The following is a 22,367-nucleotide window of genomic DNA, read 5'->3' as shown; positions in this document are numbered from 1 at the left end:
CCCCAAAATATGTTTATTAACTACAGTCAAATGGCAGTTACTAACGGTCAAAGTTATATATCGAGGTCAGAATGTGGTCCGTGTCATGAGACAACAAAACATGGGTCGCCGACGGTTTCTGAAGCGGGCGAGCGCCGTCGGTGCGGCCGCGGCCGTCGCTGGATGTACGAGTATCACGGGGTCCGGCGGTGGGAAACCGAACAATATCCGTCTGGGAACGTGGGCGGGGACGTGGCAGGACCTGATGATACAGGCGGTCGTCGACCCCTTCAAGCAGGAGACGGACATCGGCGCGCAGTACGTTCTCGGCGACAACACTCAGCGGTTGAACAAGATAATCGCCCAGAAGAGCAGTCCACCGGTCGACATCTCACAACAGGACGGGTCCGGACTCGTTCGGGGGTCGAACGCCGACATCTGGCAGTCGTTGGACGAAGAACTCGTTCCGGCGCTCTCGAAGATTCCGGACAACTTCAAGAGCGACGACTGGGTGATGCAGATTTTCGCCGCCAGCGGACTGCTGTACAACCCCGACGAAGTCGGCTCTGCACCCGGGTCGTGGGAAGCGTACCTCAACCCGGATTACAAGGGGAAGGTCGGCCTCTACACCGAAGACCCGACACACGACCTGCTGGCGTTCTCGCTGTCGCGGACCGACGGCGAGTCGTTCAAGGATACGGAGCAGGCGTTCGAGATGTACGAGGAGGTTCTCAAAACGATGGACCCCGAGTTCATCACCTCCAGCGAGGAGTACGGCAAACTGTTCGCACAGGGCGACATCGTTCTCGGGCGCTACTGGTCGGCCCGGGCGGCGCAGTGGGAGAGTGAGGGGAAACCGGTCACGAGCGCCGTCCCCCAACAGGGCGCGATGACGACGAACTTCGGCAACGCCATCCCCAAGAACATCCCCGAACAGAACGTCGAGTGGGCAGGGAAGTTCATCGACTACACGCTCCGCCAACAGGCGGCGAAGGTCATCGCCGAGAACATGTTCTACACGAACCCTGACCCGGAGATGGAGTACCCCGACTCGGTTTCGGACAAACTCGTCAACTCGGAAGACCTCGAGAACCTCAACGTGCCCGACTTCGACTGGATTGCGGAGAACCGCGCGAGTTGGCGCGAACGGGCGAACGAACTCGTCAACCAGTACTCATGAGTATCCAGAAACAACAGCCCGAAACCGTCGTCGAACTGTCGAATCTCACGAAACGGTTCCGCGACGTCACCGCCGTCGACGACATCGACCTCTCGATTCGCAGCGGCGAGTTCCTCACGCTGCTCGGTCCCTCCGGATGCGGGAAGACGACGACGCTACGGATGGTCGCCGGATTCGAGAAACCCTCCGACGGCGTCATCCGTATCGACGGCGAGGGCGTGACCAACACCGCGCCGTACGACCGAGACACCGGGATGGTGTTTCAGCAGTACGCACTGTTCCCGCACATGACCGTCGCCGACAACGTCGCGTTCGGTCTGGAGATGCAGGGCCGGCCACGGGACGAAATCGACGAGCGAACCCGCGACGCACTGGAGATGGTGCGTCTGTCCGGTCTCGGTGACCGCTACCCCTCGGAACTCTCCGGCGGCCAACAGCAGCGCGTGGCGTTGGCGCGGGCACTCATCATCGAACCGTCGGTGTTGCTGCTCGACGAACCGCTGTCGAACCTCGACAAGAAGCTTCGACAGGAGATGCGCCTCGAAATCCTGCGCCTCCACCGCGAGTTGGACGTGACGATGATATACGTCACGCACAACCAGGACGAGGCGCTGACGATGTCCGACCGGATGGCGGTGATGAACGACGGAAACATCCACCAAGTCGGTACGCCCGAGGAGGTGTACCGCCACCCCGCCGACGAGTTCGTCGCCGACTTCATCGGCAACGCGAACCTGCTGGGCGGGCAGGTCACGAACGTCTCCGCGGACAGCTACACCGTCGACCTCGACAACGGTGCGTCGGCGCAACTGGCGGCTTCGACTGCTGACTCGGCGACGGTTTCGGAGGGCCGTGACGTCGTCCTGCTGTTCCGCCCCGAGCGGTTCCGCATCGGCGCGCGGGGCGAGACGTCGGGAGACAATCACCTCGACGGCGACGTCGTCGAAGCGACGTTCCTCGGGTCGCACATGGAGTATCTCGTCGACGTGGGTGACGAAATCGTCCACGTGTTCAAGCAGACGCTCGTCGACGGCGAGCGGTTCGAACAGGGTGAGGCGGTGACGCTGTCGTTCGGCCGCGACGCACCGTTCGTCATCCCCGGAGGGTCGACGTGAGCAGCGACACCAGCAGTCGCTCTCGGCTTCGGCCGGTCGTCCAGTCGCTCCCGTTCGGCCACGAGCGTCTGCAGGCGTTCATCGAGCGGCACAAAGAGGAGTCGTACGCCGGCTACATCCTCGCCGGTCCGTACCTGCTCTACATGCTGCTGTTGTTCTTCATCCCGCTGGGCTACATCTTCCTCGTCAGCTTCTACCGCAACGTTCCGACGGGGACAATGGAGGCGGCGTTCACGCTCGAGAACTACGTGAAGTTCCTCACCTCCGACCTGTACATGGGGGCGCTGTACACGACCGTCGAACTGAGCGTCGTCTCGACGGTGTTCACGATTCTCGTCAGCTATCCCATCGCGTACTTCATCGTCTTCTCGGACTGGCGGTACTCGCAGGCGCTGACGCTTCTGGTCATCGCGCCGATGCTCGTCGGCAACGTCGTTCGCGCGTTCGGCTGGTTCGCGCTCATGGGGTCGGGCGGCGCTATCAACACCGTTCTCGGCCTCTTCGGCGTTCAGTACACGCTGTTGAACACGAAGCCGGGCATGATAATCGCCATCTCGTCGGTGCTGATGCCGTTCGCCGTGCTCATCCTGATGAGCGTGCTGTACACGCTCGACGCCGAACTCATCGAGGCGGCGTACAACCTCGGCGGCAACCCGATTCAGACGTTCGTCTACGTGACGCTCCCGCTGTCGCTGCCCGGCGTTATCGGCGCGACCATCATCTCGTTCGTCCTCACGATGGGGACGTTCGCCACCGCGGTGTTCATCGGGATGCCGCAGGTTCCGATGATTGCGCCGTTCATCTACGACGTGGCGTCGACGGACCTCAACTGGCCGCTCGGCGCGGCGATGTCGTTCGTCCTCTTGGCGGTGTCGTTGGCGCTCGTCTACGTCTACACGCTCGTCGCCGACGTCGGCACACAGGAGGTGAGCGCGTGAGCACCGACACCGACTCGGAGTCCGGCGTCGGCCGGAGTCGGAGTTTCCGCTTCGCCCGCGGACTCGATTCGGTCGACCTCTCAGGCGGCGTCGGGAGCGTGTCAGTCGGCAGAGTGCTGTACGCGGTACTTCTGACCGCCGCGTTCACCTACCTGCTGTTGCCCGTCATCTTCGCGGTGCTCATCAGCTTCAACCCGTCTGACCTCTACGCGTTCCCACCGGATGGGTTCACGCTTCAGTGGTATCAGGCAGTGTTCGAGCGGAGCGCGTGGGTGTCGTCGTTCCTCGTGAGCTTCCAGTACTCGATTATTGCGACGATAATCGGTGTCGGCCTCAGTTCGATGGCGGCGTACGCCATCGGCCGCTTCGACTTCCGCTTCCGGAGTCTGCTCGACGCGGCGACGTTCCTCCCGTTGATGATTCCACAGATTATCCTCGGCCTAGCGTTGCTGTTGTTCCTCCAGCACTTCGGCCTCGTCGGTAATCTGCTGGGGCTCTCGCTGGCGCTCGCGGTGTACACGACGCCGTACGCGACGCGAAGTATCCTCGCGACGATGCACAACTTCGACCGCAGCATCGAGGAGGCGGCGATGAACCTCGGTGCCGACGAGATTCAGACGTTCCTTCGGGTGACGTTCCCTGCGCTGCTGCCGGGACTCCTGACGGCGTCCATCTTCTCGTTCGTCGTGAGCTACTCGAACCTCCAGATTGCGGTGTTCCTGCAGGGCGCGGGGATGACGCCGATTCCGGTCCGCATCTTCGCACAGATGCAGTTCGGCGCGAGTCCGGTCATCGCCGCGGTGGCGACCATCAACATCTTCATCGTCCTGTTGGCTATCGTCGTCGTCGAACGGTTCTTCGGCGCGGCCGAGGCGCTCGGCTACTCGTAGCGCCTTCGCCTCTCCTCGTCTCGTCAACGACGGGTGCGGCCTCTTGGTCGTTCCGTCGGCAGCGATTCCGACCGGCGAACGTATTTTTATGGATAACTGCTCCGTACACCGACATGCTATGGAACTCACCTGGCACGGACACTCGACGTGGTACGTTACCGTCGGCGACACCGACCTGCTCATCGACCCGTTCTTCGACAACCCGCAGACGTCGATGGAGCCCGCAGACGTCGACGACCCCGACTACGTGCTGTTGACGCACGGCCACGCCGACCACATCGGCCACGCCGGCGAGTTCTCCGACGCGACGCTCGTCGCGGTGCCGGAACTCGTCTCCTACGCGAAAGAGGAGATGGGCTTCGAGGACGCCGTCGGCGGCATGGGGATGAACATCGGCGGCACCGTCGAAATCGGCGACGCCTACGTGACGATGCACCGCGCCGACCACACTAACGGCGTCAACACCGGCTACGAGTACGACGTCGGCATGCCCGGCGGCTTCATCATCTCCGACACCAAGCCGACGCAGGTCTCCGACGAGGAGTCGACCACCTTCTACCACGCCGGCGACACCGGTCTGATGACGGAGATGCGCGACGTCGTCGGTCCGTATCTCGAACCCGACGCCGCAGCGCTACCCATCGGTGACCACTTCACGATGGGTCCGTGGCAGGCGGCCATCGCCGTCGACTGGTTGGACGTCGACTACGCGTATCCGATGCACTACGACACGTTCCCGCCCATCGAACAGGACCCCGAGGACTTCCGCCGAGAAGTCGACGGGACGGGGTCCGACGCCGAAGTCGTCGTGCCCGAGGCCGACGAGACGTTCACGCTCGAAGAAGGCTACTGAGCCGTCTCCGAGACTCTCTGTTTTCGCCGAATCGGCTTTTATTACGTTCGCGCCGGTGAACTGCCTATGCCAGTCAGAACCTCCGAGGCAGAGTGGGAGGGTGACCTCCGCGACGGCACCGGCACGATGGCGCTCGGCAGCGGCGCGTACGAAGGCGAGTACAGCTACGTCTCCAGATTCGAAGAGGGCGACGGGACGAACCCCGAAGAGCTAATCGGCGCGGCCCACGCGGGCTGTTTTTCGATGGCGCTCGCGGGCAACCTCGCCAAGGCGGGCCACGAACCCGACCGAATCCACACGCAGGCGCACGTCCACCTCGAAGACGGCCAAATCGCTCGAATCGTCCTCGAAGTCGACGCCGACGTGCCGGATATCGACGACGACGAGTTTCGAGAACAGGCCGAAGAGGCCAAACAGAACTGTCCGGTGTCGCAGGCGCTGTCGGGCGGGCCGACCATCGAACTCGACGCCTCGTTAGCCTGAGGTCACTAGCCTGCGTCCGCGGAGAATTTTTACCCTGCGATGGTGGCAGAGCCGCCGACAGTGATAACGTTTAGAAGGTCAGCGTGCTTCGACACACACGCATGACCGACATTCAGACGACGACTGTCAGCGAAGAGGGCTACGCGAGCACGAGCGAAGTCGGCGACTTCGAACTCTCTATCGACGCCACCGGCGAGCAGGGTCCCGACCCGAACTCGGTGCTCGTCGCGGACTACGCGTCGTGTTTCCTGCCCGCGTTCCGCGTCGGCGGTTCTCAGCGCGGCTTCGACGACCTCGGCAAACTCCAAATCGACGCCGAGGCGGACCTCGACGACGACGACGACCTCACCGGCATCCGCTTCGACATCTACGTCGAAGCCGACCTCGGCGACGAAGTCGACGAAGTCGTCTCGCGTGCGGAGGACATCTGCCACGTCCACGCGGCGCTCCGCGAGGGCCTCCACGCCGAGATTTCGGTCGAAGACAACGCGTTCTAAGCGACGCTCGACGCTGATTTTTTGTGAAGGACGAGTCGAAGTACTGAGGAGCTGAGGAGCCGAGGAGCCGCTACTGTCGGCGATAGCTTCGGTAGCTCATCGCTTGCCCGTCGACGATGACCGTCTCACGTTCTTCGGGGTCGTACACGGGGACTGCGGTCCGCTCGTCGCGGAAGCGGTAGGGACTGTCGTCACCTTCCATACTTCGTATTCGTGCTTCTCGTACAAAACAATGTGGTGTGTTCTCACGGGCCACGAAACTCTGGCGCTCGACTCAGTCGTCGGCTGCGACGGAGGTGGACTCGTGGTCGACGCTCGTTCCCAACACGTCGAGGAACTGCGAGAGCCACTCGGGGTGGTCCGACCAGTCGTGAGCGGTGACGAGGTTGCCGTCGGTCGTCACCTCGTCGACCCACGCACAGCCAGCGGCCTCGCATTCGGCGCGAACAGCGGGATACGAAGTCATCTCGTAGCCGTCGAGGACGCCCGCAGCGGCCAGAATTTGCGGGCCGTGACAGAGCGACGCGACGGGTTTGTTCTCGTCGAAGAAGTGACGGACGTACTCCAACACCGTGTCGTACGTGCGGAGGTACTCCGGTGCGCGCCCGCCAGGGACGACGAGGCCGTCGTACGCCTCGGGGTCGATATCGTCGAACGTCGCGTTCAGCGCGAAGTCGTGGCCGCGTTCTTCCAGATACGTCTGGTCGCCGCGGAAGTCGTGAATCGCGGTTTTGACCGTCTCACCTGACTCCTTCTCGGGACAGACGGCGTCTACCTCGTGACCGACCGCCTGTAGTGCCTGAAACGGCACCATGATTTCGAGGTCTTCGCCGAAGTCGCCCACTATCATGAGTAGCTTCTTGCCGGACATGGCATGTGTGAGTGCCTCACCCAGTGGGATAACGTTTCGTCGGGAGCCACTGGGTTCGACCCCGAACCGAGTGCGTTACTGGTCGTCGACGACCTGTTCGATATCGGCGAACGAGTCGAGCACGTAGTCGGGGTCGACCGCCGACTCTGCGAGAATGTGGTCGTCGGTGATGCCCGTCTTGACGAGTACCGTCGTCATCCCGGCCGATGCGCCGAGGGCTATGTCGGTGTCGAGTCTGTCGCCGACGACGAGACACTCGTCGGCGTCGTGGCCGAGTCGGTCCAGCGCCAAGCCACGGGCGTGCGCAGAGGGTTTACCGAGCGTCGCGTCGGGCGGCCGACCGACGACGCCGGAGACGGCGTGGGTCATCGCGCCCGACCCCGGTAGGTCGCGGTCCACACCTGGAATAGTCATGTCGGGGTCGGTGCTCAGAAACGGAACCGACTCGTCTTCGAGGGCGACCATCGCCGCGACGAGGTCGTCGTAGTGGAACTCGCGGTCGATGGAGACGACGACGGCGTCGGCCGCCGTCGGGTCGGTCGTGACGGTCAATCCCGCCTCGGTGAACTGCGCTTCGAGACCCGACTCGCCGACGACGAACAGTGAGTCGGCGGCGTGTTCGGCTTCGAGATACGCCGTCGTCGCCGTCCCCGAGGTGAGCACCTCGTCGGGACCGACTTCGATATCGGCACCAGCGAACCGTTCGGCGTACGCCGGCGGCGCTTTCGTCGGGTTGTTAGAGAAGAACACACGGTCGACATCCGCCCGGTCGAGGGCGTCGAGGCCTGCCGTCGCACCCTGAATCCGCTCGTTGCCCCGCAGAACAGTCCCGTCTACGTCGAGTATCGCCCCGCGAAACGTCATTGGACAGTGTAGGTCTCCGGCGGTGTTGAATTGTCCGGATGGACGAGTGAGGACATCGCGTGTCAGGAGGAATGGTTCGGTCGTCTCCATCGCTGAGCGGGGCGTTTCCACGGCACAGACCGGGCGCGAACCAAAGAACAATGTACTCCGAACCCTTCTATCAGATACCGTGACGAACACGCAGTTGACGCTCATTCAGATAGACAACTACGGACCCTGGACGGTCACCCCCGAACCGCGTCGGGAGATGGACCTCCAGACGCTGCAGTCTCGCCTCTTTGCGGACCTCGCGCAGTTCGTCGGCAGCCGCGACGGCTACGTTTTCTTCACCCGATTCGACAACATGGTCGCGGTGACGAACGGCCTCGACCGGACCGACCACGAACTCATGCAGGAGTCGATTCGGAACCGCTATCCGGTCACCTTGAGCCTCGGTGTCGGCGTCGACGAGGTGCCTGTCGAGGCCCTCGAACGCGCCACCGAGGAGATTCAACTCGCCGGCAGCGCCCAAGACGGCGACCGCCGCGAAGTACTCGGCGGAGAGTTCTACACCGGGTCGGCCACGGGCGACCTCAACATCGCACACTTCGACGTGAACGACGCGACCGGCAAGTACACCGACCGCCTCAACGAGTTCGACTCGTTCATCCACATCGAACAGGGCTACGCCAGCCTGATGCGCCACATGCGCGAGGCCCACGGCGCGCTCTCGTTTTTCGTCGGCGGCGACAACATCATCTCCGTTTGCCCGTCGCTCACCGAAAGCGAGTATCGAAGCGCCATCGAACACGTCGAATCCGAAGTCGGCGTCGAACTGAAAGTCGGCGTCGGAACGGGTGAGAGCGCCCACGTCGCCGGCTTTGCGGCCAAACACGCCCTCGAAGACTGCCGCCACCGCGGCACCGACGTCGAGTTCGAGGCCGCGCCCGCACAAGTCAGCGACGACTGACTATGCCTGCACGCTCCGTGACGTTCACGGCCCCATACGAAGTCCGCGTCACGGAGTCCGAGATTCCAATGCCCGACGACGACGAGGTGCTCGTCGAGACCGAACACTCGGCTATCAGCCCGGGCACTGAACTGCTCATCTACCGCGGCGAAGCACCCACGGAACTGAAAGCCGACGAGGCTATCGCCGCGCTCGACGGCTCGCTCGACTACCCGCTGCGATACGGCTACGCCGCCGTCGGCACTGTCACCGCCGCTGGCGACGCGGTCGACGACGAATGGGTCGGCCGCCGGGTGTTCGCCTTTCACCCCCACGAGAGCCACTTCTGTGCGACGCCCGCCGACCTCCATCCGGTTCCCGACGACTGTTCGGCAGCGGCGGCGACGTTGCTACCGAACGTCGAGACGGCGGTCAACTTTGCGATGGACGGCCGCCCGATGGTCGGCGAGCGGGTCGTCGTCTTCGGGCAGGGGTTGGTCGGCCTGCTGACGACGGCCGTACTCTCGTCGTTTCCGCTGGCCGAACTCGTCACCGTCGACGGTATCGCCGACCGCCGCCAACTGTCGCAGGAGTTCGGGGCCGATGAGAGCGTCGCCCCCGAGGAGGTCGGCGACCGATTCGACCCGTCGGGGCCGCTGGAGGGCGAAACCCGCGGATACGCCGACGACGGCGCGGACCTGACGTTCGAGCTGTCGGGGAATCCGGCAGCGCTAGACGCCGCCGTCGCCGCAACCGGGTACGACGGCCGCGTCGTCGTCGGGTCGTGGTACGGGACGAAACCGGCGACGCTGGACCTCGGCGGGCGGTTTCACCGGAGTCGTATCCGCCTACAGAACAGCCAGGTCAGCACGCTCGACCCCTCGCTTCGCGGCCGATGGAACAGCGACCGTCGCCTCGACGTCGCCTGGGACCGCCTCGCCGAACTTGACGCCGAACGCCTGCTCAGCCACCGCGTTTCCGTCGACGACGCCGAACGAGCCTACGAGTTGCTCGATTCGAGGTCGGCGACGTCCGTGGGCGTTCTCTTTACTTACGGCGGTCCGTAGCGACCGTATGTACTCGGTCACTGTCCGGCGGTCGTTCATCGCCCAGCACTTTCTCACCGTTCCCGACCCCGGTCCCGAAGGCGAGTTGCACTCGCATCGATTCGGCGTCGAACTCCGCTTCGAGGGGCCGACGCTGAACGAGTACGGCTACCTCGTCGACATCGACGACGTGAAGGCGGCGCTCTCGCCGGCCGTCGACCGCTACCGCGACGCGACGCTCAACGACCTTCCGGAGTTCGAAGGCAAGAACCCGAGCGTCGAACGGTTCGCCCGGATTCTCTGTGAGACAGTCGTCGAAGAGACGGCGCTCGACGGTCCCGAACGCGTCCGCGTGACGATGTGGGAGGACGAGGAGGCGGCCGCAGCCTACGAGACGGCCGTTTGAATGCGCGTCGGCTTTCTCGTCTACGGACCCCTCGACGAGCGTTCCGGCGGGTTTCTGTACGACCGCCGGGTCGCCGACTACCTTCAGGGCCGCGGCGACGACGTCGTCGTGTTCTCGCTGCCCGAGCGAAGCTATCTGCAGTCGACGGTCGACAACGTCGACCGGTCGCTGCGCCGCCGTCTGCGGTCTGCGGACCTCGACGTGCTGCTCCAAGACGAACTCTGTCATCCGTCGCTGGCGTGGCTCAACCGCCGTCTCGACATCTCCGCGCCCGTCGTCGCCGTCGTCCACCATCTCCGCGCCGACGAGTCGCGCCCCACGTGGCGAAACGCGCTCGTGCGGCGTCTCGAACGGGCGTATCTCCGGTCGGTCGACGCGTTCGTCTGCAACAGCGAGACGACGCGACGGGCCGTTTCGACGCTCGTCGATGGGGGGACCGAGTTGGTCGCGCCGTCGGTCGTCGCGTATCCGGCGGGCGACCGGTTTCGCTCGGCGAAATCGGCCGCGACGGCCGAATCGAGCGAGTCGACCGAACCGAGCGAGTCGACCGAACCGAGCGAGTCGACCGAACCGAGCGAGTCGACCGAACCGAGCGAGTCGGGTCGGCCAAGCGACCCCCGAGAGTCGTCCACGTCGCTCAGCACACCCGAGTCGACTGGCCCGATGGTGTCTCCCGTCCGCGTTCGGTCGCGCGCCGCCGACGGACCGCTTCGTATCGTCTGCGTCGGCAACGTCACGAGACGAAAGAACGTCGAGACGTTGCTGGCGGGGTTAGCGCGCGTGCATCGACCGTGGGAACTCGTCGTCGCCGGAAGTCTCACCGTCGACCCCGACTACGTCGAGGCACTCCGCGCTGCTGTGGGTCGGTTGGGACTGGACGACCGAGTCCGGTTCACCGGCCGACTCGCCGACGCATCGCTCGCAGCGCTGTACGAGCGTAGTCACGTGTTCGCCATGCCGTCGACGCACGAGGGGTTCGGCATCGCTTACGTCGAGGCGATGGGGTTCGGCCTTCCGGTGGTCGCGTCCGCCTCCGGTGGGGCGAGCGAACTCGTCGCCGACGAGTCGAACGGCTATCTGGTCGACCCGACAAACCCGACGGAAGTGACAGACGTCGTCGCGCCGTTGTGCCGGAACCGCGAGCGACTCACACGGTTGGGGTTGGCGGCGCTGGCGACGTACGACGCTCATCCGACGTGGACCGAGACCGGCGCGCGCGTCGGGACGTTTCTCGACTCACTCGTCGCGGGGTGAGTCGGGAGGGGTGAGTTCGGATAGTCGACTTACGGTGACGTGTTCTCGCCTCCCGAGATGAACGCGGAGCGATGTGACGCGTCCAGACGAGTGCGAAGTGGGGAAGACAGGAAAGGAGAGAACGGAAACGCAAGACAACGGGCAGCGGAGTGGAAACGGGGAACTGGAGGACCGCGCAGTTATCGTTCGTGGCGGTGCTGTGCGTCGGTGCCCGAGACGAGTTCGAGTTCGGGTACCTGCTCGTGCACGGCGAGGGGGCCGTGTTCCTCGCGGACGTGTTGTCGCAGGTGCGGGACACCCATACCGACGAACTGTTCGTCGCAGTCGTCGACTGGGCACGGTCCGGTGTACTTGTACGGTTCGCCTCTGGCTCGGTCACTCATCGCCGCTTCCTCCCGTCCATGGAGAGGCCTACGTGTCGCCGTATGTAAACCTTCTTTTCTGTGACTGCGAAAACAGGGAGAAAACGACGCACGACCCGTCTATTGCAGGGGACCGACCACACTACTTGCGTGTGAAAGTACACAGTGTCCGGACAGGAATCTTCGTCTCCGTACTACGAGTCGAAGAGACCGAGGGGGTTCTTACAGTTCTTACAGAGGAAGAGGTTTCGACTCTCGAAGAGTCGTATCGACCCGTCGCTCTCCTCTTGCATTTCGACGACTTCCTGTCCTTCTTCGAGTTGTTCGACCGATTCGACTGCTGCCCCGCATTCTTCGCACGTCAGAGTGTCTCCCATATGTCATGCTAGCACGCGTGGAGTATAAAAGCGCAGTCCGGTACTGCGGTCGCCACACACTCCGACGGAGAGGGAGATGAGCGACGAACGACGGTGTGCCTGCTGAACAGCGGGTTCTGCCGGTGCTCTCTCACAGCTATCTGCGAGAGTAGGTACTGGAGGAGTTGAATGAGGGAAAAGAACCGGCAATCGAAGCCGGTTTGACTTTTATCAGATGGGGTCGGAGGGATTTGAACCCCCGATCGACTGATATCTCCGGTCCGCCTCGGAACTCCAGAGGGTCGTCGTCACGAACCGATGATCAGTCGGTCGCTCGGTATATCAGTCTGGAGTTTCGTCCCGGGCGTTGCCTCTGGAGTCAGTCGCCATGCCGGGCTTGGCCACGACCCCTCGTCCCTTCATTGACGCAAAACCACTAAAGGGGTTTCGATTCGATTACCGGTCGTCGTCGGCCCACTCGCAGTCCTGACATTTGTAGCCGGTGACGAACTCGGTGACGCTCGGCATGTAGCCGACGCTGAGAACGTTGCCACCACACTCCGGACAGTCGAAGTCGGCGTCGTCGATGCTGTCGGCTTCCATCGGCGGTTCGCCCTCGACCAGTTCGGCGAGTCGTTCGGCGGTAACCATCCGCCCCTCCACGACGCGATTGCTCATACACGTCTCTGACGACGAATCCACCTAAGTTCTCTGTCTTCGTCGACATCTCGTTATCGGCCCCGAGACTTACTTGTCTGTGTGACGACTGTGTCGTCATGGTTGACGTAAGCGGACATTTGGGACTTGCACTGATAGCGCTCTCGCCGGCGTGGTTTCTCGTCGACCGCGACTCAGCACTGCTGTTCGTGGGGCTGGGACTCCCGTTCGGGATGCTTCCCGACATCGACTTGTACCTGAGTAAAGCGATAGCGACCGTCCAGCACCACGGCGTTACTCACACGCTGCTGTTCGTCGGCATCGTGAGCGTCGTACTCGCTCCACTTCTCGGCCGCACGGTAGTTCCGTGGGCGGCCAATCGAGGGTTACTGTCGCGGACGGCGGATGCACTCGATAGACCCTCGGTGTTCGCCGGGTTGGCGGTGTTCGTCGGCGGGGCCGCGCACGTGTTCGGTGATATCCTCTCGGCACCGGACATCTCACAGCCGATAGAACCGCTGTGGCCGTTCGTGCAAGGAAGCGTCGGTATCGACGTCGTCTACTACAACTCGAACCCGGTGAACTTCGGACTGCTCGCCGCCGGCGTTCTTCTCAACGTCGTGCTGTGGCAGTGGCGGCAGCGGCGTCTACAACCACGGCGCGCGTGAGTCGTCCTCACCGGGATAGCCGTACGCCGACCCGGACTCCTCTTCCTCCTCGGAGCGACGAACCGCCGACTGCGGAGCGTCGCCGCCGTCGGCGACTGGACCTTCGTGAGCCGACGTCGTTGCCGAGGCGTCCCGCATCTGTCCGGCGGCCGCCGTGTCGTCGCTGTCGTCGTCTTCGGTAGCGTCGACGACCGCGCTGTCGTCGCTGCTTCCCGGGTCGTACGAGAACACCGCCGTCACGCAGAGCACGCCCAGCGCGACGGGGTAGTGGGTGTTCATGATGCCGAGCACCGACAGCGCCAGCATCGCCAGCGCCACCGAACTGCCGAAGCGGAACAGGTCGATGTCGACCTTCCCGCGGAGGCGGTCACCGAACAGCGCGACGCCGAGTGCGAAGCCGACACCCACGCCCGCGGCGGCCGCACCGGCCAACACGGTCACCGGGTCGAGGTCGACGATCAACTGTGCGCCAGCGGGGTCGAAGCTTGCGACGAGGCCGAGACCGATGATGACCGCCGGACCCGGCAGATACTCACCGATTTCGGCGCTTGCGGTCTTGGCCGCGATGGCGATGATGACGAGGCCGGCGAAGCGCTCGAAGATAGCGATATCGACGAGGCTCTCGATGGTGCCGGCGAGTGCCGCCTCGACGGCGGCGAGCGGAATCAGTACCGCACCCAACAGGAGGACCGACTGGACCTGTTCGCGCGGGGTGCCGTCCATCTCGGCGAGGATGACCGCCATCGTGGCGGAACCGCCGAAGATGAGAAGTCCCGTCTCGACGATGCCCACCGGCGAGAACGCCGTCGCGCCGCTGGCGGTGGTCGTCGTCAGCGCGCCCGCTAACACGAGCGCGGGGAAGATACCGTCGACGAGCGGCAACGCCATCACCGTTGCGAGCAGGCGCGTCGCGCCGCCGACCTGCTGCTCTAAGCGCAGCGCAATCGGGTGCTGTGAGACACTCATCTGAGACTAGCGGCCGTCACCTTCGGCCAAGCGGTGATACGAGCGCAAGCCCGAGGACGCGGACCACCACGGTCGTCCTCCGCCTACAAACCCCGATTTAATTGTGAGCCACATTGCTGTAAAGAGGGTGCCGAGGTCGCGGTGTGGTCGACCGGCAGTGCGCAGTGCGGCTGAACTCTCGGAGTTCATGGCTGAACTAATTCGGACAGAACTATTAAGTGTTGTGTGGGAAGCGAGTGCATACGACAGCGTACTCGCACCCTAATTTATAAGTCAGGCCTACGATTCGACGAATTGTTACTCACTTTGCCGTAGTATCCACAGCATTCCGCTTCGCATTGGGCGAATATTGCACCGATTGTCGAACCCCTCGTCGGCGAACGACGGCGAGTTCGTCGTGCCCGGCGATTGTATCCACGACTGTGCATAGTCACTGGACTCGTAGTGAGACACATCCGCAAGAGGATGCTATCTCGCAACGTTTTTGTCCGGACGGCCGGGACCACTTACATGGCGAACGACGTTCCCGACGATACGTTCTCGGAGAAACTACGAGTACCGGAAGCGCTGACGTTCGACGACGTGCTGCTTCGACCGATGGAGAGCCGCGTCGAACCCGACGACGCCGATGTGGCGACGCGCGTCTCGAAGACCGTCGAACTCAACATTCCCGTGCTCTCGGCGGCGATGGACACCGTCACCGAGAGCGGGATGGCCATCGGGATGGCCCGCGAAGGCGGTCTGGGGGTTCTTCACCGCAACATGCCCGTCGAGGCGATGGTCGCCGAAATCGAGCGCGTCAAACGCGCCGACGAACTCGTCATCCGCCGCGAGAACGTCGTGACGGCGAACCCGAGTCAGACCGTCCGCGACGTCGACGAGATGATGGAGGCAGAAGGCGTCAGCGGCGCGCCCGTCGTCGACGACGACGACATGGTGCTCGGAATCATCTCCGGCACCGACATCCGGCCGTACCTCGAAGTCGGCGAACGCGACGAGGTCCGCGAAGCGATGACCGACGAGGTCATCACCGCCGGCGAGGACGTCACCGCGCGCGACGCCCTCGAACTCATGTACGACTACAAGATCGAGCGCGTCCCCATCGTCGACGAGAACGACCGTCTCGTCGGTTTGGTCACGATGCAGGGCATCCTCCAGCGCCGCGAACACGAGAACGCCGCCCGCGACGACGAAGGCCGATTGGTTTGCGGTGTCGCCGTCGGCCCCTTCGAGACGGACCGCGCCGTCGCCGCCGACGACGCCGGCGCGGACGTGCTGTTCATCGACTGCGCGCACGCGCACAACATGAACGTTATCGACAGCGCCCGCGACATCAAATCGGAAGTCGACGCCGACGTCGTCGTCGGCAACATCGGGACCCGAGAAGCCGCCGAAGCGGTCGTCGACTTCGCCGACGGCGTGAAAGTCGGTATCGGCCCGGGTTCCATCTGTACGACCCGCGTCGTCACCGGGTCCGGGATGCCCCAGATTACGGCCGTCGCCGAAGTCGCCGACGTCGCCAGCGAACAGAACGTCCCCGTCATCGCCGACGGTGGGATTCGCTACTCCGGCGACGCCATCAAGGCCGTCGCCGCGGGCGCGGACGCCGTGATGCTCGGGTCGTACTTCGCCGGCACCGAGGAAGCGCCCGGCCGCGTCATCACGATGAACGGCAAGAAGTACAAACAGTACCGCGGCATGGGCAGCGTCGGCGCGATGCGCTCGGGCGGCGGCGACCGCTACCTCAAAGACGCCGACGAGGACGAGGAGTTCGTCCCCGAGGGCGTCGAAGCGGCGACTCCCTACAAGGGAACGCTCGCTTCCGAACTGCACCAACTCGTCGGCGGCATGAAATCCGGGATGGGCTACGTCGGCGCCGAGACGCTGCCCGGGTTCAAAGAGCGCGCCCGCTTCGTCCGCGTCTCCGCGGCCGGCCAGACCGAAGGCCACCCCCACGACGTGATGATTACCGACGAAGCACCGAACTACAGTCCGCAGGAGTAAGCGACCGGGCGAAGCCACCCGCCTCTGACTGCGCGCTCTTGTCCACTTCTCTCACTGGGTTCGTTCTCGTCGCACTCGCTTTCGTCTAGTTCGTTCTCGCTACGTTCGCTTCACCTCCGACCGCGGGAGGCGGGTTCACAGAAAGCCCGACGGAAGGAAGGAACAGTTATTAATCGTTATGTTGTCGATTCGACTCTGATGGACACCGCGGAGTTACGCCGGGCACTCGAAGATGCCGAACTATCGCAGTATCAGGCGGACGCGTACACGGCGCTGCTTCGACTCGGGTCGGCCAGTGCCACCGAACTCGCCGACGCCTGTTCGGTTCCGACCGCCCGAATCTACGACGTCCTCCGCGACCTGGAGACGAAAGGCTACATCGAGACGTACGAGCAGGATAGTCTCCACGCACGCGCGAACGACCCGCAGGCGGTGCTCGGCGCACTCCGCGGGAAGGCCGAACGGTTCACCGATGCCGCCACCGAGATAGAGGAGCGCTGGGAACAACCGGCCGTCGACGACCACATGGTCAGCATCGTCAAGCGGTTCGAGACGGTGTTCGACCGCGCCTGCGACATCGTCCGCGACGCCGAACGAGAGGTGCAGGTGTCGGCGTCGCCCGAGCAGTTCAAGCGGCTTCGTCCCGCGCTGTCGGCGGCGTACGACGACGGCGTACTCGTCAGCGTCTCGATTCACACCGACTCGGATACACCTGCCGACGCGCTTCCGGACCCGAAGACGTACGAGGGTGTCGCCACCGAGGTGCGACACCGACGGCTCCCGGCCCCGTTTATCGTGCTGGTCGACCGCAACCGGATGTGTTTCACGCCGCACGCGCGGTCGGTCAACCGGTACGGCGTTCTCGTCGACGACTACACGCTCACCTACGTGTTCCACTGGTTCTTCCAGACGTGCCTCTGGGAGGTCTGGGAGACGGTGTACGACGCGCGCCCGACCGAGCCACCGCTCGTCTACACCGACATCAGACGGTTCGTCAGAGAGACCGAACCGCTTCTCATCGACGGGGCGACGGTTCGTGTACGGGTCGACGGCTACGACACCGACTCCGGGAAGTCGGTGTCGTTCGTCGGGACGCTCGAAGACGTCTCCTACGTCGGCTCCTCGACCAACGGCGAACCGCCGCTGTCGCAACTGGCGGGCGAAACCGCCCTCACCGTCGATGTCGACGGCGAGACTCGAACCGTGGGCGGGTGGGGAGCCGTCGTCGAGGACATCGAAGCCAATCGCCTAACCGTCGAATCAGTGTCGGAGTAATCAAATTTCCTACATTTTTGGGGCTGCTATTTCGTCTACAAGAGGTATCTTGATATAGCGTCGTCTGCCATGAAGGGGATATGGGCGTTTGCCGGGCAACGAGGAGAGACCGATGACCGACGAACCGCCGCTGGTGCTCGTCGTCGAAGACGAGTCCGACCTCGCCAACCTCTACGCGGCGTGGTTGGACGGTGAGTACCGAGTACGCACCGCGTACGGCGGCCACGAAGCGCTCTCCGAACTCGACGACGCCGTCGACGTCGTCCTCCTCGACAGACGGATGCCGGGACTCTCCGGCGACGAGGTGCTCGACGCCGTCAGAGAGCGCGGTATCGACTGCCGCGTGGCGATGGTGACCGCCGTCGAACCCGACTTCGACATCGTCGAGATGGGGTTCGACGACTATCTCGTCAAGCCGGTCACCCGCGAGTCGCTTCTGGGCGTCGTCTCGAACCTCCTCATGCGCAGCGAGTACGACGACGGTGTCCGCGAACTGTTCGCGCTCGCCTCGAAGAAAGCCGTTCTCGAAGCCGAAAAGGACGACTCGACGTTGGCAGAGACCGCCGAGTATCAGCAACTCGACGCCGAACTCAGCGACGTTCGCGAGAACCTCGACGAACAACTGCAGGACGGCGACCACGACAGTTTCGTCGGGATGTACAGAGATATCGACCGCGACGACTCGTTCGGCTTCGGCGAGTTCGACGAGTAGACCTCACGGGAATCACTCGACGACCGACGACCCGCCACGGCGCCGATTCGATTTTATCCGATTCTTCCAGCGACTTCCGACTCGGTCGTCTCCTCGGCTACCGACGCCCGTAGCCCCACTCCTCCATCACGTCGACGACGTCGTCGACGTTTCTGAGTCCGGCGGTGACGACTGCTTCGCGCACGTCCAGCGACATCACGTCGTCGCCGTCGAATCGGTCGTCGAGTTCCCGTTCGAGTGCGTCGAGTCTGTCGGCCGTCGTCGGTCTAACGTAGACCGGAAGCGCATCACGGTCGGCTTTCACCGTCCGGCGCGCGAAAATGAACGGGAGTTCGGCGGGTTCCGAACCGCTCGAAGCCGTCTTCTCGTCGGCGGACTCCTGTTCGGCCTCGGTCTGCGACTCGGTGTCGTCGTCAGCCGCCGACGTATCGGCACCGTTCTCGGCCGCCGGCGGCGTGTCGCCGTACGTGTCGCCTGCTGCGCCGTAACGGTCGTCTTTGCTCATTGTGCCACCTCCACGTCGACGGCCGCCTCGACGCTCCCGCGTTCGACGATGCGAGCGACGGTGTCGAACTGGTCGAGCAGGTCCTTTTCGTACGGTCGCAGGTCACGCGTCTCCGCGCTGTCTGCGAACTCGAAGACGGTCATCTGGTTGCGCCACGCCTCCTTCAGCACGTCGCGCTTGCGGATGCCGAACGGCGTGACCGGTTTGCCGCCGCTTTCCAGTTCCTCGCGGACTTCGCGGTAGATGTTCGAGTCGCCGACTTCGTTGGGGACGACGGCGAGAATCCCGAGCGAGAACGACTCGTCGAACGTTCGGAAACCGCGTTCCATGCTGTCGAGGGTGTCTTCCAGTCCGTCGATGGAGACGCTTCCCTTCCGCGTGAGTTCGATGGGGATGACGACGTCGCGTGCGGCGACCAGCGCGTTGTCGACGAGCACGTTCAGCGTCGCCGGCGGGTCGATGAGGAAGTAGTCGTACTCGCTCGCCAGCGGCGTCAGCGACGAACGCAACTGGAACTCCCGCAACGAGGTGTTTCGCGCGGCCATCTCACTTTCGATGTTCGCCAACCCCTCGTGAGAGGGAATCAAATCGAAGTCGCCGGCGTCGACGACCAAATCGGACGCATCGCGGTCCTGGTCGAGGAGCACGTCGCCGAGGTGGTCGTCGTCGGTCGTCTTCAGGTCGCCGAAGCCGACGTGGTCGGTCAGACTGCCGAGTTGCGGGTCCAAGTCGACGACGAGAACGTCGGCACCCCGTCGCCCGAGCGCCGCGGCCGTGTTCGTCGCCATCGTCGTCTTTCCGACGCCGCCGGATTCGCTCCACAGCGTCACTGCCCGTTTCATAGCTCTCGCTTCCGCAGAGCCCTACATAAATATCCGTCAGACAATCGTGCTGTCGAGAGTCGCCGGATAACGGTACGAAAAGCCGGCCGGACATCCATTTGGGTAGATGTATAGAAATGTGTACAGATATATGAACGGGAAACCGACAGAGGACCCAGTATCGTCTGGGTATGTCTCTGTTGAACGACCGCTACCCTGTTTGGCACACGAACCAGTGCGGTCCCGAGGGGTCGAAGACTCGACGGACGAGGTAAAACAAACGCGGCCGAGACGGCGAACAGTCCGACGACGAAAGCCAATTGGTGACTCGGATTGGTTCGTCACCGAAGGTCCAGCGACGCAGTCAACTTGGTGTCGCCTGTTCGGATTCCCGACTTGTCGGTGTAAGTCCGCTACCGGTGTCGTCTCTGTACGCTGCTCTGAAAACAGTTATTTCGACCGCGTCTCGATTCGTCCCATGCAAGACTCCGCACGCGCAGAGAAAGCAATCCGAGAGTACAAACTCCGGAGACTCATCTCGCTCGGATTCTTCGTCGCGTTTCTCGTCGCGGTGGGGACGCTTCGGTTCGGCGGCGACGGCGTCCTCGCTGTAGTCCTCTCGGCCGTGTCGCTCAGTCTCACGGTCGTGGTCGGGATGCGCTTCTGGTAGCGACGCCTGTGGCCTGTGTCCCAGCGGTCGGCCGACGATGACCGAACCGTGTAAGTAGCCCGAACAGACATCGGTGCTCGTGTCTACGACCGGAGAACTCAAGCGAATGCTCGCCGCGGTAGAACTGACCGTCGTCGGCGTTGGCCTCTGTCTGTTCTTTCGGCCTGACGTTCTCCTCGTCGGGGTTGGCGGACTGATGGTGCTCGCGGGGGTTGTCGTGGTCCTCGTAGACGTGTTCCCTTCTGCTGAAAACGGGAGTGGACGAGACCACAACTGAACAGGGGTCGCCGTGAAGTGCGTGCTGTCGGGTGTACACTACGATTTTTCCAGAACAGCGTTTCGAGCGGTCAAAAGAATCCGTATCGCAGTATTCGGTGTATCCGATGCTCACCGAGCGTCGACGAACGCCTCGATACGGTTCATCGCCGTTCTGAGGTCGTCTAAGCCGGTTGCATACGAGATACGGAGATGTCCCTCGCCGCCGACGCCGAAGATACTCCCCGGGACGACGGCCACGTTCTGCTGTCTGAGCAACTCCTCGGCGAAGCGCTCGTCGTCGCCGCCACAGTGCGGGAACGCGTAGAACGCTCCCTTGGCCTCGAAGCAGTCCAGTCCCATCTCCTCGAACCGTGAGAGGACGAACCGGCGACGGCGGTCGTACTGGTTTCGCATCTCGACGACCTCGTCGTCGCAGGACCGAAGCGCCTCCAAGGCGGCGTACTGCGCCGTCGTCGGTGCCGAGAGCATCGAGTACTGGTGGATACGGTTCATCGCCCGAATCGCCTCCGGCGGCCCCAGCGCGTAGCCGAGGCGCAGTCCCGTCATCGCGTAGGCCTTCGAGAAACCGTTGAACACGACGGTTCGCTCGCGCATCTCGGGGAACGTGGCGATGGAGGTGTGGTCGCCCTCGTAGGTGAGCGCGGCGTAAATCTCGTCGGAGAGCACCATCAGGTCGTGTTCGACGGCGAACTCCGCCACCTCGGCGAGTTCGGAGCGACTCATCGTCGCCCCCGTCGGGTTGTTCGGATAGCAGAGCATCAACAGCTCTGCGTTCTCCGCACCTGCGTTCGCCAAATCCTCGTAAGTGAGTTCGAAGTCGTTCTCGGGGCGCGTCGGCACCGCGAGCGGTTCGCCGCCGGCGAAGACGACGCCCGGAACGTACGAGATGTACGACGGTTGGTGGACGGCGACGCGGTCGCCGGGGTCGACGAACGCCCGCATCGCTACGTCGAGCGCCTCGCTCGCGCCGGTCGTCACGAGAATCTCCTCGTCGGGGTCGTACTCCAAGTCGTAGCGTCCGACGTGGTCGGCGATTTGGGTTCGGAGGTCGCGCATCCCGCGGTTGGCCGTGTACGACGTTCGGCCACGTTCGAGCGAGTCGATAGCGGCCGTGCGGGCGGCCCACGGTGCGCTGAAGTCGGGTTCGCCGACACCGAGCGAGATGACGTCGTCTTTCTCCTCGGCCAACTCGAAGAAGCGTCGAATCCCCGACGGTGGAACGCGTTCGACGCGGTCGGCGATTCTCATGGCGATATCGAGAGGCGGTCGTCGTCGTCCCGGTCGCCGAAGACGATGCCGCGCTCTTTGTACGTCTCCATCACGAAATGCGTCACCGTCTGCGTCACCTCCGGTATCGGCGCAATCTGCTCGGAGATGAACTGCGAGACGTCGTGCATCGACTCGCCCTCGACGAGGATGGCGAAGTCGTAGTCGCCGGAGAACAGCCGAAGCGACGACACCTGCGGGAACTTCACGATGCGGCGAGCGATATCCTCGTAGCCGGTTTCACGGTCGAGTTCGACGTTGAGTTCGACTTCCGCCTGGACGTGTTCGCCGTCGTCTGCCACCTGCCGCCAGTCGACTATCGCCTGATAGCCGTGGACGACGCCGTCGGCCTCCAGTTCCGCGATGGTCTCCTCTACGCGTGCCTCGTCGAGACCGGTCTGTCTGGCGATGTCGGCGGTGCTCTCTCGGGCGTTCGACAGTAGAAGGTCGAGAATCTTCCGTCGCTGCTCCATACGCCCTCGTTATCGCCATCGGTGTAAGGGTTTACGCCCTACGCAATAA

28 protein-coding genes and 1 tRNA gene are annotated in these 22,367 nt (G+C 63.5%); 17 read left to right on the top strand and 12 right to left on the bottom strand.

Features of this window, described 5'->3' with window-relative positions; all coding sequences use genetic code 11:
• The first annotated feature begins 85 nt into the window (after positions 1-85).
• The 7 genes from AUR64_RS08555 to AUR64_RS08525 all read left to right on the top strand — a co-directional run bounded on the left by AUR64_RS08555 (position 86) and on the right by AUR64_RS08525 (position 5,935).
• Positions 86-1,159: an ABC transporter substrate-binding protein gene (locus AUR64_RS08555; RefSeq protein WP_058581503.1), complete on the top strand. Its 1,074-nt coding sequence runs from the start codon at positions 86-88 to the stop codon at positions 1,157-1,159.
• The gene (locus tag AUR64_RS08550; RefSeq protein ID WP_058581502.1) at positions 1,156-2,274 is read left to right on the top strand and encodes an ABC transporter ATP-binding protein; all 1,119 of its coding nucleotides are present in this window, start codon (positions 1,156-1,158) and stop codon (positions 2,272-2,274) included. The genes AUR64_RS08555 and AUR64_RS08550 overlap by 4 nt, the downstream gene beginning before the upstream one ends.
• The gene (locus AUR64_RS08545) at positions 2,271-3,212 is read left to right on the top strand and encodes an ABC transporter permease (RefSeq protein WP_082230663.1); all 942 of its coding nucleotides are present in this window, start codon (positions 2,271-2,273) and stop codon (positions 3,210-3,212) included. The genes AUR64_RS08550 and AUR64_RS08545 overlap by 4 nt, the downstream gene beginning before the upstream one ends.
• On the top strand, positions 3,209-4,102 hold the full coding sequence (locus AUR64_RS08540; protein ID WP_058581501.1) for an ABC transporter permease: 894 nt from the start codon (positions 3,209-3,211) through the stop codon (positions 4,100-4,102). The genes AUR64_RS08545 and AUR64_RS08540 overlap by 4 nt, the downstream gene beginning before the upstream one ends.
• 118 nt (positions 4,103-4,220) lie before the next feature.
• On the top strand, positions 4,221-4,955 hold the full coding sequence (locus tag AUR64_RS08535; protein ID WP_058581500.1) for a metal-dependent hydrolase: 735 nt from the start codon (positions 4,221-4,223) through the stop codon (positions 4,953-4,955).
• Between the two features lie 66 nt (positions 4,956-5,021).
• Positions 5,022-5,438 (top strand): OsmC family peroxiredoxin, encoded by a 417-nt coding sequence (locus AUR64_RS08530; protein WP_058581499.1) that lies wholly within the window; start codon positions 5,022-5,024, stop codon positions 5,436-5,438.
• Positions 5,439-5,539: 101 nt separating this feature from the next.
• On the top strand, positions 5,540-5,935 hold the full coding sequence (locus AUR64_RS08525; protein WP_058581498.1) for an OsmC family protein: 396 nt from the start codon (positions 5,540-5,542) through the stop codon (positions 5,933-5,935).
• A 70-nt stretch (positions 5,936-6,005) separates the two neighbouring features.
• Here the strand turns inward: AUR64_RS08525 and AUR64_RS21235 are convergent, their stop codons facing one another.
• The 3 genes from AUR64_RS21235 to AUR64_RS08515 all read right to left on the bottom strand — a co-directional run bounded on the left by AUR64_RS21235 (position 6,006) and on the right by AUR64_RS08515 (position 7,670).
• On the bottom strand, positions 6,006-6,137 hold the full coding sequence (locus AUR64_RS21235) for a hypothetical protein (protein WP_276203531.1): 132 nt from the start codon (positions 6,135-6,137) through the stop codon (positions 6,006-6,008).
• A gap of 72 nt (positions 6,138-6,209) precedes the next feature.
• Positions 6,210-6,806 (bottom strand): DJ-1/PfpI family protein, encoded by a 597-nt coding sequence (locus AUR64_RS08520; RefSeq protein ID WP_058581497.1) that lies wholly within the window; start codon positions 6,804-6,806, stop codon positions 6,210-6,212.
• Between the two features lie 75 nt (positions 6,807-6,881).
• Positions 6,882-7,670, bottom strand: a complete 789-nt coding sequence (locus tag AUR64_RS08515; protein ID WP_058581496.1) for an HAD-IIA family hydrolase — start codon at positions 7,668-7,670, stop codon at positions 6,882-6,884.
• A gap of 169 nt (positions 7,671-7,839) precedes the next feature.
• Between AUR64_RS08515 and AUR64_RS08510 the strand changes: the two genes are divergently transcribed.
• From AUR64_RS08510 to AUR64_RS08495, 4 genes are read left to right on the top strand one after another with little or no spacing between them, the layout of a single operon-like run.
• The gene (locus tag AUR64_RS08510) at positions 7,840-8,619 is read left to right on the top strand and encodes a GTP cyclohydrolase III (RefSeq protein WP_058581495.1); all 780 of its coding nucleotides are present in this window, start codon (positions 7,840-7,842) and stop codon (positions 8,617-8,619) included.
• 2 nt (positions 8,620-8,621) lie between these two features.
• Positions 8,622-9,665 carry a zinc-dependent alcohol dehydrogenase gene (locus AUR64_RS08505; RefSeq protein ID WP_058581494.1) on the top strand — a complete coding sequence of 348 codons (1,044 nt, stop codon included), beginning with the start codon at positions 8,622-8,624 and terminating at the stop codon, positions 9,663-9,665.
• A gap of 7 nt (positions 9,666-9,672) precedes the next feature.
• The gene (locus AUR64_RS08500; RefSeq protein WP_058581493.1) at positions 9,673-10,050 is read left to right on the top strand and encodes a 6-pyruvoyl trahydropterin synthase family protein; all 378 of its coding nucleotides are present in this window, start codon (positions 9,673-9,675) and stop codon (positions 10,048-10,050) included.
• Positions 10,051-11,304, top strand: coding sequence for a glycosyltransferase family 4 protein (locus AUR64_RS08495; RefSeq protein WP_058581492.1), 1,254 nt, complete (start codon positions 10,051-10,053; stop codon positions 11,302-11,304).
• Positions 11,305-11,483: 179 nt separating this feature from the next.
• On the opposite strand, the gene AUR64_RS08490 is transcribed toward AUR64_RS08495, so the two are convergent.
• The 4 genes from AUR64_RS08490 to AUR64_RS08475 all read right to left on the bottom strand — a co-directional run bounded on the left by AUR64_RS08490 (position 11,484) and on the right by AUR64_RS08475 (position 12,700).
• Complete coding sequence (locus tag AUR64_RS08490; RefSeq protein ID WP_058581491.1) at positions 11,484-11,687, bottom strand: hypothetical protein; 204 nt, start codon at positions 11,685-11,687, stop codon at positions 11,484-11,486.
• Positions 11,688-11,860: 173 nt separating this feature from the next.
• On the bottom strand, positions 11,861-12,043 hold the full coding sequence (locus AUR64_RS08485; RefSeq protein WP_058581490.1) for a hypothetical protein: 183 nt from the start codon (positions 12,041-12,043) through the stop codon (positions 11,861-11,863).
• Positions 12,044-12,258: 215 nt separating this feature from the next.
• Positions 12,259-12,433, bottom strand: a tRNA-Trp gene (locus AUR64_RS20460).
• A 45-nt stretch (positions 12,434-12,478) separates the two neighbouring features.
• On the bottom strand, positions 12,479-12,700 hold the full coding sequence (locus AUR64_RS08475) for a DUF5795 family protein (protein WP_058581489.1): 222 nt from the start codon (positions 12,698-12,700) through the stop codon (positions 12,479-12,481).
• A gap of 98 nt (positions 12,701-12,798) precedes the next feature.
• On the opposite strand from AUR64_RS08475, the gene AUR64_RS08470 reads away from it, so the two are divergent.
• Positions 12,799-13,347 (top strand): metal-dependent hydrolase, encoded by a 549-nt coding sequence (locus tag AUR64_RS08470; RefSeq protein ID WP_058581488.1) that lies wholly within the window; start codon positions 12,799-12,801, stop codon positions 13,345-13,347.
• On the opposite strand, the gene AUR64_RS08465 is transcribed toward AUR64_RS08470, so the two are convergent.
• The gene (locus tag AUR64_RS08465; protein ID WP_058581487.1) at positions 13,327-14,313 is read right to left on the bottom strand and encodes a DUF5794 domain-containing protein; all 987 of its coding nucleotides are present in this window, start codon (positions 14,311-14,313) and stop codon (positions 13,327-13,329) included. The genes AUR64_RS08470 and AUR64_RS08465 overlap by 21 nt on opposite strands.
• A 510-nt stretch (positions 14,314-14,823) precedes the next feature.
• Between AUR64_RS08465 and guaB the strand changes: the two genes are divergently transcribed.
• The 3 genes from guaB (at position 14,824) to AUR64_RS08450 (ending at position 18,304) form a co-directional block, all read left to right on the top strand.
• A complete protein-coding gene (gene guaB / locus AUR64_RS08460) occupies positions 14,824-16,317 on the top strand; it encodes an IMP dehydrogenase (RefSeq protein ID WP_058581486.1) in 1,494 nt (497 codons plus the stop codon).
• A 198-nt stretch (positions 16,318-16,515) separates the two neighbouring features.
• Entirely contained in the window at positions 16,516-17,592 is a 1,077-nt protein-coding gene (locus AUR64_RS08455; protein WP_058581485.1) for a TrmB family transcriptional regulator, read from the top strand.
• A gap of 112 nt (positions 17,593-17,704) precedes the next feature.
• The gene (locus tag AUR64_RS08450; RefSeq protein WP_058581484.1) at positions 17,705-18,304 is read left to right on the top strand and encodes a HalX domain-containing protein; all 600 of its coding nucleotides are present in this window, start codon (positions 17,705-17,707) and stop codon (positions 18,302-18,304) included.
• 97 nt (positions 18,305-18,401) lie between these two features.
• Here the strand turns inward: AUR64_RS08450 and AUR64_RS08445 are convergent, their stop codons facing one another.
• Together AUR64_RS08445 and AUR64_RS08440 are read right to left on the bottom strand one after the other, a co-directional pair.
• Entirely contained in the window at positions 18,402-18,809 is a 408-nt protein-coding gene (locus tag AUR64_RS08445) for a hypothetical protein (protein ID WP_058581483.1), read from the bottom strand.
• On the bottom strand, positions 18,806-19,651 hold the full coding sequence (locus AUR64_RS08440) for a ParA family protein (RefSeq protein ID WP_058581482.1): 846 nt from the start codon (positions 19,649-19,651) through the stop codon (positions 18,806-18,808). Before AUR64_RS08440 ends, AUR64_RS08445 begins: the two co-directional genes overlap by 4 nt.
• A gap of 457 nt (positions 19,652-20,108) precedes the next feature.
• Here AUR64_RS08440 and AUR64_RS08435 point away from each other — a divergent pair, with 457 nt between their 5' ends.
• Together AUR64_RS08435 and AUR64_RS08430 are read left to right on the top strand one after the other, a co-directional pair.
• Positions 20,109-20,300, top strand: coding sequence for a hypothetical protein (locus AUR64_RS08435; protein ID WP_058581481.1), 192 nt, complete (start codon positions 20,109-20,111; stop codon positions 20,298-20,300).
• Between the two features lie 79 nt (positions 20,301-20,379).
• Entirely contained in the window at positions 20,380-20,577 is a 198-nt protein-coding gene (locus tag AUR64_RS08430; protein WP_155120553.1) for a hypothetical protein, read from the top strand.
• Between the two features lie 110 nt (positions 20,578-20,687).
• Here AUR64_RS08430 and AUR64_RS08425 read toward each other — a convergent pair whose 3' ends face one another.
• Together AUR64_RS08425 and AUR64_RS08420 are read right to left on the bottom strand one after the other, a co-directional pair.
• Positions 20,688-21,827 carry a pyridoxal phosphate-dependent aminotransferase gene (locus tag AUR64_RS08425; RefSeq protein ID WP_058581479.1) on the bottom strand — a complete coding sequence of 380 codons (1,140 nt, stop codon included), beginning with the start codon at positions 21,825-21,827 and terminating at the stop codon, positions 20,688-20,690.
• Positions 21,824-22,318 carry an Lrp/AsnC family transcriptional regulator gene (locus AUR64_RS08420; protein WP_058581478.1) on the bottom strand — a complete coding sequence of 165 codons (495 nt, stop codon included), beginning with the start codon at positions 22,316-22,318 and terminating at the stop codon, positions 21,824-21,826. Before AUR64_RS08420 ends, AUR64_RS08425 begins: the two co-directional genes overlap by 4 nt.
• Positions 22,319-22,367 lie beyond the last annotated feature (49 nt).

The organism is Haloprofundus marisrubri (genome assembly GCF_001469955.1).
Classification (GTDB): domain Archaea; phylum Halobacteriota; class Halobacteria; order Halobacteriales; family Haloferacaceae; genus Haloprofundus; species Haloprofundus marisrubri.
Note: the sequence above shows the minus strand (reverse complement) of the source record. Positions and strands in the feature narration are given on the sequence as shown.